The sequence below is a fragment of the Litorivivens sp. genome (assembly GCF_041624475.1).
Taxonomy (GTDB): domain Bacteria; phylum Pseudomonadota; class Gammaproteobacteria; order Pseudomonadales; family Spongiibacteraceae; genus Litorivivens.
This window is the reverse complement of sequence record NZ_JBFJUX010000014.1, coordinates 88,313-95,228: the sequence shown is the minus strand read 5'-3', so window position 1 is coordinate 95,228 and position 6,916 is coordinate 88,313. Positions and strand designations below refer to the sequence as shown.

At 52.3% G+C, this 6,916-nt stretch carries 7 protein-coding genes; 1 reads left to right on the top strand and 6 read right to left on the bottom strand.

Features of this window, described 5'->3' with window-relative positions; genetic code table 11:
• From ABY734_RS13905 to ABY734_RS13890, 4 genes are all read right to left on the bottom strand, one after another.
• Positions 1-1,300: efflux RND transporter permease subunit (locus tag ABY734_RS13905; RefSeq protein WP_372779903.1), on the bottom strand; the 1,300-nt coding region annotated here is incomplete at its 3' end.
• The gene (locus ABY734_RS13900; RefSeq protein ID WP_372779902.1) at positions 1,294-2,829 is read right to left on the bottom strand and encodes an efflux RND transporter periplasmic adaptor subunit; all 1,536 of its coding nucleotides are present in this window, start codon (positions 2,827-2,829) and stop codon (positions 1,294-1,296) included. The genes ABY734_RS13900 and ABY734_RS13905, both read right to left, overlap by 7 nt.
• Positions 2,826-4,106 carry a TolC family protein gene (locus ABY734_RS13895; protein WP_372779900.1) on the bottom strand — a complete coding sequence of 427 codons (1,281 nt, stop codon included), beginning with the start codon at positions 4,104-4,106 and terminating at the stop codon, positions 2,826-2,828. The genes ABY734_RS13900 and ABY734_RS13895 overlap by 4 nt, the downstream gene beginning before the upstream one ends.
• An 87-nt stretch (positions 4,107-4,193) precedes the next feature.
• Positions 4,194-4,586: a hypothetical protein gene (locus ABY734_RS13890; RefSeq protein WP_372779899.1), complete on the bottom strand. Its 393-nt coding sequence runs from the start codon at positions 4,584-4,586 to the stop codon at positions 4,194-4,196.
• A gap of 329 nt (positions 4,587-4,915) precedes the next feature.
• Here ABY734_RS13890 and ABY734_RS13885 point away from each other — a divergent pair, with 329 nt between their 5' ends.
• On the top strand, positions 4,916-5,350 hold the full coding sequence (locus tag ABY734_RS13885) for an antitoxin Xre/MbcA/ParS toxin-binding domain-containing protein (protein ID WP_372779898.1): 435 nt from the start codon (positions 4,916-4,918) through the stop codon (positions 5,348-5,350).
• Between the two features lie 5 nt (positions 5,351-5,355).
• On the opposite strand, the gene ABY734_RS13880 is transcribed toward ABY734_RS13885, so the two are convergent.
• Positions 5,356-6,201, bottom strand: coding sequence for a metallophosphoesterase (locus ABY734_RS13880; protein ID WP_372779897.1), 846 nt, complete (start codon positions 6,199-6,201; stop codon positions 5,356-5,358).
• 300 nt (positions 6,202-6,501) lie between these two features.
• Positions 6,502-6,768: a hypothetical protein gene (locus ABY734_RS13875; protein ID WP_372779896.1), complete on the bottom strand. Its 267-nt coding sequence runs from the start codon at positions 6,766-6,768 to the stop codon at positions 6,502-6,504.
• Positions 6,769-6,916: the final 148 nt, after the last annotated feature.

Genomic DNA, 6,916 nt, shown 5'->3' with positions numbered 1-6,916 from the left:
TGGTTGTAGCGCTCTCACGTAGCCGTCGATGCACGTTGTCCATCATGACGACTGCAGCATCTACCATCGCGCCAATGGCGACGGCGATTCCTCCCAGCGACATAATGTTGGCGGTCAATCCCTGCCCTGCCATAGGGATAAAGGCTAGCAGGATAGCAACCGGGAGGGTGATGCAGGCCACTAGCGCCGAACGCACGTGGAGAAGAAAGGCAATCACAACGATGGTGACCACGGTCAGTTCTTCGAGCAGTGTGAACTTGAGCGTGTCGATCGCCCGGCGAATCAGCTGCGAGCGGTCGTAGGTAGTTACCACTTCCATGCCGTCTGGCAGAGCGCTTTTCAGTTCGGCTAGGCGGGCTTTCACCCGATCAATAACTGCCAGAGCGTTCTCACCATAGCGCATCACAACGATGCCGCCGACCACCTGCCCCTCACCATCAAGCTCAGCAAGACCGCGTTGCATGGCAGGGCCAAGGGAAACGGTTGCCACGTGCTTTAGTAGAATCGGTACTCTTTGTTCATCAAGACCGAGCGCCGTATTTTCCAAATCCTCGCGGGACTTTAGATAGCCGCGGCCTCGAATAAAATGTTCGTGTCCAGCTATTTCAAGTACACGGCCGCCTGCATCCTGATTAGACTTACGCACTGCATCAGCAACGGTGTTGAGAGCGATCCCCGCAGCGGTCAGCTTGTGAGGATCCAACTGAATCTGATATTCCTTGAGATAACCACCAACCGTGGCGACTTCAGCAACACCTTCCAAACTACCCAGCCAATAGCGAAGCTTGAATTCCTGAAAGCTGCGTAAGTCTGCGAGACTATGCTGCCCGCTATGATCGACCAAAGCATACTGATATACCCAGCCCACACCGGTCGCATCCGGCCCAAGTATCGGTTGAACGTCTTGCGGCAGCTTGCCTTTAAGACTGCTGAGATACTCCAGAACGCGGGATCGCGCCCAGTAAATGTCAGTGTCATCTTCAAAAATGACGTAAACAAAACTGCTGCCGAAAAAACTCTGGCCGCGCACGGATTGCACACCGGGCACCGACAGCAACGCGCTGGTCAACGGATAGGTGATCTGGTCTTCTACCTGATCAGGACTGCGCCCGGGCCAATCAGTCTGGATAATGACCTGTACATCGGAAAGATCCGGAATCGCATCCAACGGTGTCTGAGTCAGGCTGCGCCACCCGAAAAACGCCAGAAAGGCGACCATTAACAACGTCAGACCAGCATTCTCAGCGCAGTAACGTATCAACCCCGCAATCGGGCTTTTATGTGAGGCACTGTTTACCATGAGTTAGGCCCCAGTTTCAGGCGGCTTTCGGCCGCGATCAGAAACACACCGGCGGTGACAATGCGGTCACCTTCTTCCAGTCCCTCTCGGATAACAATACGCTCACCGTCGTTGTAACCCGTTTTAACGACCACGGGCTTTAACCGGCCTTGCCCCAAATCCTTGAACACAATTCGCCGTTCTCCCGTTACCATGACGGCATCCAGGGGCACAAGAAGCTGGGAGCCCAGCTTTTTGTAGAGCCAAACGTCAGCAAACTGACCAGGTAATAATTCGCTCTTGGGGTTGTCGAGATCCAGGCGCACACGCGCCGAACGGGATGACCCACGGATAATTGGACTGATCAATGCTACCCGGCTCTCATACTCCCGGGCACTATTCGCTAGCTCGACACGTGCCTGCATGCCTTCCTGCAATAGAGACCAGTCCTGTTCATAGGCGAAAGCCTCAACCCAAACACGTTCGACGGAAGCGGCTTGTAGAACTTGCTGTCCTTTTTTGACAGCCGCGCCTTCCATCAGCTGGCTGCTGATCAGTACGAGCGAGGTTGGCGCCAGTATCGGGAGATAGCGCTGCGCGCCCTCACGCTCAATGCGCGTGATCTGATGGGATTGCACACCAGCCAACAACAACCTTTCACGCGAGGCTTCGACGGTCTCAGACGCAGGGTTACGTCGGTAACTCTGGTGATGCGCCTCTTGCAGCGCATAAAGCTCAGGGCTGTATAGTGAGAATAGCGGCTCGCCTTTGGCAAAGCGCTGACCAGGTTCCAGCGCTTTTACTGAATTCACCCAGCCCTCGTATTGCAGATTGATGTCCTGCACTAACGTCTGATCAAAGGTAATCTTGCCCTGCAACCTCAGCGGAAAATGAAAAATTTCCCGCACAACCTCTCCGGTTTTGATCCCCACGGCTTGGCGTCGCGCCTCATCAACGCGCACCGTTCCAGTGGTTTGCTCTTCTCGCATGACGGGTACCAGATCCATACCGCAGATAGGGCAGGTGCCCGGGGTCGCCAACTTAACGGAGGGGTGCATGGAGCAGGTGTGGTAGGCAATTTCACCCTCGGGCGGCCCACTCACTAGTGTTAAGCCCTCGCGGCCGGTCGCCATGTCGAACACCAGATCAACATGCTGGCTGCGCCCCTGTTCGTCCTCCCATGCAATATCAATCGCTAGCGGCCACTCGCCTTTCATGGATAGCTCAAAGTTTCCTTCGTAGCGACCAGCGCCTTTGGCTGTAATATCAGCCGCGCTGCGCATGGCGGGCATGCTACCCATGGCAGGCATCTCAGCTACAGCACGTACCATAGCGTGATCAATCGCTTTACCTTCCTGGTCTGATACCTCTATCCACACGGTATTTTCACCCACGTGGGGAGGGTCGGGAAGCAAACCGAGTCGCACCTCAAGCTGACCCGCGCGCACAAGCAGCCCTGTGGCGTCATGGCTCTGAGAACCGTCTTGTTCACATCCCACCAGTAGGCTAAAGCTAAACAGTATTGCTAAAACCACAAAGGAGCGTTTCATGGCGTCAATTCCTCAAAATAAATTAAACCGGCAGCGGCAATAAAGTCAGCGCGATTTGTCACAAGGTCACGTTGAGCAGCGGCATAGCGCGTTTTCGTGGCGAGCACTTCCTGCTGGGCTATAAGCAGGCTTTGAAAGTCGATCGCGCCTGCCCGGTAATCGGAAAGGCTGGCCTCAAGCTGTTCCTCAGCTAATGGCAACAGTTCTCGGCTATAGAGTTGATAGGTGTCGGCGAGTTCTTGCCAACTTAGATAACGCTGACGTATAGCTGTTTCGATCTGTAGCCGCCGATCACGCTGTTGCCAGCGCAAGGCATCCGCTTGAGCTGATAGACTATTCTCTTTAGCCCGTCGTTTACGGAAGTCGAGAGGCAGGTTCATGCCGACGCCGATCATCCAGCGCTTGTCTTCGTTTTCCCAAAGTGTGTTGTAGCGAGCGACCAGAGAAACATCAGGCAAGCGATCTTTCTTTTCCTGAGCGAGTCGGTCGTCTACATCAAGCTGGGCAGACTTAAGCAAAAGAAGCTCGGGGTGTTGGTCAAGTTGATCCAGGCCCGCATTCAGATAAATTTCGGCCGGGCCAGGCAGGGAGGCCTCTGCGGTTTCGCGGGGATAAATCCCATGAACGCCGGACACTGCCGACAGTTCCAGCCGACGTTGTTCTACCTGAACCTCGATCGCATCGGTATTCCGTCGCAATTGGAGCAACCGTTGTCGTGCCTGCAACAGCGCGGAAAGGGGGCTATGCCCGCTGCGATAACGCGCAGCGAGTTGCTCGGTAATCTGTTCCAGTATTACCAACTGCTGACGGCTGATCGCCTGTAAAGCAATCGCATATTGCCAATGGGCATACGCCTGTTTTACCTGTTCAGCGACACGGATCTGTTCATGCCTTAGTCGAGCCTGTTGCTTTTCCACGCCTGACTTCGCCAGAGACTTTTCCAGTGACCGCTCTCCAGGCCACGGTAAGGCCTGCTTGAACTCAAGCTGATAGCCGTCGTCAACCTGATCCAGGCCGTACGTTTCTGGAGCGACTGAAATGCCCAGACGCGGTTCAGCGAAACGGCCGGCAACATCGACATCATAGTTAGCGGCTTTGAGGGTATTTTTAAATGCTTGAATGGACGGCGCGCACTCCAGCGCCATCGCAACAAGTTGTTTTTCGTTGATTGCGGTCGGTTTCGTACAGTGGTCTGTCCGCTCACTGCTCGCCTGCAACATCGGCGTGGCTATTGTAACCAGCAAGGCTATTACGCTTACGTTTAAAGAAATATTCATCGTTCTCACCTTGAGATTGGGTGTAGCGCGCTTTTTCTGCGCACAGGCAATCCGGCTGCGATAAGGCAGCCTTTTGGTGAGGAATGTTTAAATGCGGAGTCGAAGTGTCGTCAGATAGGTGCTGCGCCCAGTTGGCGAAGCGCGTGGCTCGGGCTTGAGGCGGGAAACGGCCTGTAGGGTGCGGTAAGGCAACAGCGGAAGCGACGCTAGCGCAGTGGGAGGGAGCTTCAGTAAAGGCTGAATATCCAAAAACAACGCATCATAGCGGTCGTCCGGGTCGCTCCCGGTTACCTGCCACTCTACGCCAAAATCACAGCAGCCTGAGCCGGCAGTCATCGGCTCGGAGGTGTCGGTGTCGCAACAGCAATGCTCCATGGCACCGCTATGTGACTCGTCAATCTGACACGCAAACACGCCCTGAGCTTGAATCAGCAAGCTCAGGAGGAGGGATAATGCCAGTAAGAGCCGGTTGCGTTTCAACGTGGTGTCTCAGCGCCCAAAGAAGTATTCATTTCTGTTTAAAGTAAACCCTTAACCTAGGTAGAGGGTCAACCCTTACAGTCAGCCAATCGGGTTTTAGGTCTCGCCTAAACGTCTTAAAAAAATAACACCATGCTTGGCATAACAACCCGCCGCACGCCCGATCGCCGGCAAAATCCCTATTCTCGTTAATGAGTTAGTCGTCAAGTACTCCTCAGCGATAACTTCAGAGACCATCGTATGCTGGTGACATCAGGTAGATACACCCAATATGATACATATCAATAGCCCTAGTAACCTTAGTGAGACGTATACGGCAGGAGTTAGGTATGAAACAATCGCACATCACCCAATCAACACAATTATGGGGTATCGACATTCCCGTCTCAGTTTTCGAGAACAGCCTCACCTTCATTGGCGCAGTTCGCGCGGGACTACCTGGGGCGGTCGTACGCGAAGCTATCGAGGTTCTTGGTCACCGGGAATTGTTCGCGAAAATCCTGGAAGTAAAGTCCGCCAATCTCAATCGTTTTTATCGTCGTAAGCGCCTCAACAAGACAGACTCCGAAAGTATTTTGGACTTGTTGCGATTGATAAGTGAAGCTGCCCTCGTTTTCAAGAGCCGTGATCTCGCCAACGAGTGGCTATCCTCAATACTGCCTGCACTCGGCGGTAAACGTCCGGCCGACTTATGCGACACCTTTGAAGGCCGAAAATTGGTACGCGTTACGCTGCGCAAAGTCGAATATGGTGATTTTTCCTGATACGGCTACTCATGGTCGGGCCACCAGCTGGCCAAGAGCGGCGTGTCAGGACATTCAATATCAACAAGTGTGAATCCACCTTCACCCCGATAAGGCCTCAAAAAAGCTCCCGTATCAATGTAATGTCGGTTGGCGATGGAGAAAGGTTTTTGGTACCAAGGAATATTGTGGCCGTGAAATATTGCGATAACGTCCGGAACCCAATATTTCGCCTCGCTACGCGTTTCAATCGGGCGTAACTCAAAGTGCTGAGCCCAAATCGCTCGCCAGATATCAAGCGCTTTAAAATCACCGCCATCGATAGCAGAGACCAGAGAACTCCAACTGTCGTAATGAAAAGATAATTCTGCGTGAACTAATCCAATTGGCCCTCGCTTTGATTGGAGCGTTATAGCTACCGGAAGCTTTTTTAGCTCACCAATGAGTTGGGAATACTTCATCGGATCGCAGTTCGAGACCCAGCCATCGTCGTTTTCAATCTCTTGCAGCTGCTTTAGCCAAGAGGCCTGAATTGGATCATAGCCAATGGGCCTAGAATTCTCATGCTGCAGGATATGACTTAGACAATGATTGCCAAGCACCGAGTAGAACCAGGGCTTTTTCAACCAATCGAGCGCTGCAATCGATTCAGGGCCTCGATCGACTAAATCACCCAGAGCAAATAGCCTGTCAATCTCGGTGTTGAAGCTAATAGCCTCAAGCGCCTTGCTCAGCATTCTGAAATGCCCATGGATGTCGCCGACCACGATATCCCGCCCGGAGTTATTTATCTCGAAAGTGCGGTGTTTCGCGAAGCCCCCCAATAAAATCTGCTCGCTTACTGCTGCAGGCTTTTCGATAGGGCTATTCATAATGATGTAACGGGGTGTACTTTTTCATCGTTTCGCTCCCGGCCAAGAGTGAAACTACCGCAAATGGCGAGATCACAACAGCTTACAAGAATAGAATTATTTTGTTATAATTCAAAGACATAGAATTATTATAGCGTAAATATAATAAAGGATGTGGCGCACAAATCGGTAAGCTTGTTTTCTGATTGTAGGCCTTGCTAAGCAACACTTTCGCCAGACGATATTAGCCGATTTACTTGCCTTTAGTTCGCTCAAAATCGAGCCTCAAAATAGCTTCTCGCTCCCGTGTGGATCTGCCAATCATTCAGAAAATTCACCCTGGATAGGGAGCGCTAAAAGCTCGCAATGAGCGGTGTTTGGATTGAGCCCAGCTATTAGCTGATCCTCTGTATATTGCAGGTTCTTAATGGATGCTGTGGCTTTTTTGACAGTAAATCCGTCTTCAAACACCTCGACGGTGACGGGCGAGTTTTCAATGAACTGAGGCACATCGCGTAAAGGGCCTGACACTCGCAATCCGAGGCCATTCCCCCACCTTTCTATCTTCGCATCTATTGAAAATGACATGGTGCTTACTCTCCAATGAGTACACATGATATACACTTGGCACAGAAGTGATGCAATTCAACCAGCTTTCGCACAGGCGAGCTAGTTGGATGAATCAAACCTCCGAATGCAAGTAGCCTAAATTTTTAACAGTATGCGGTAAGGGCGG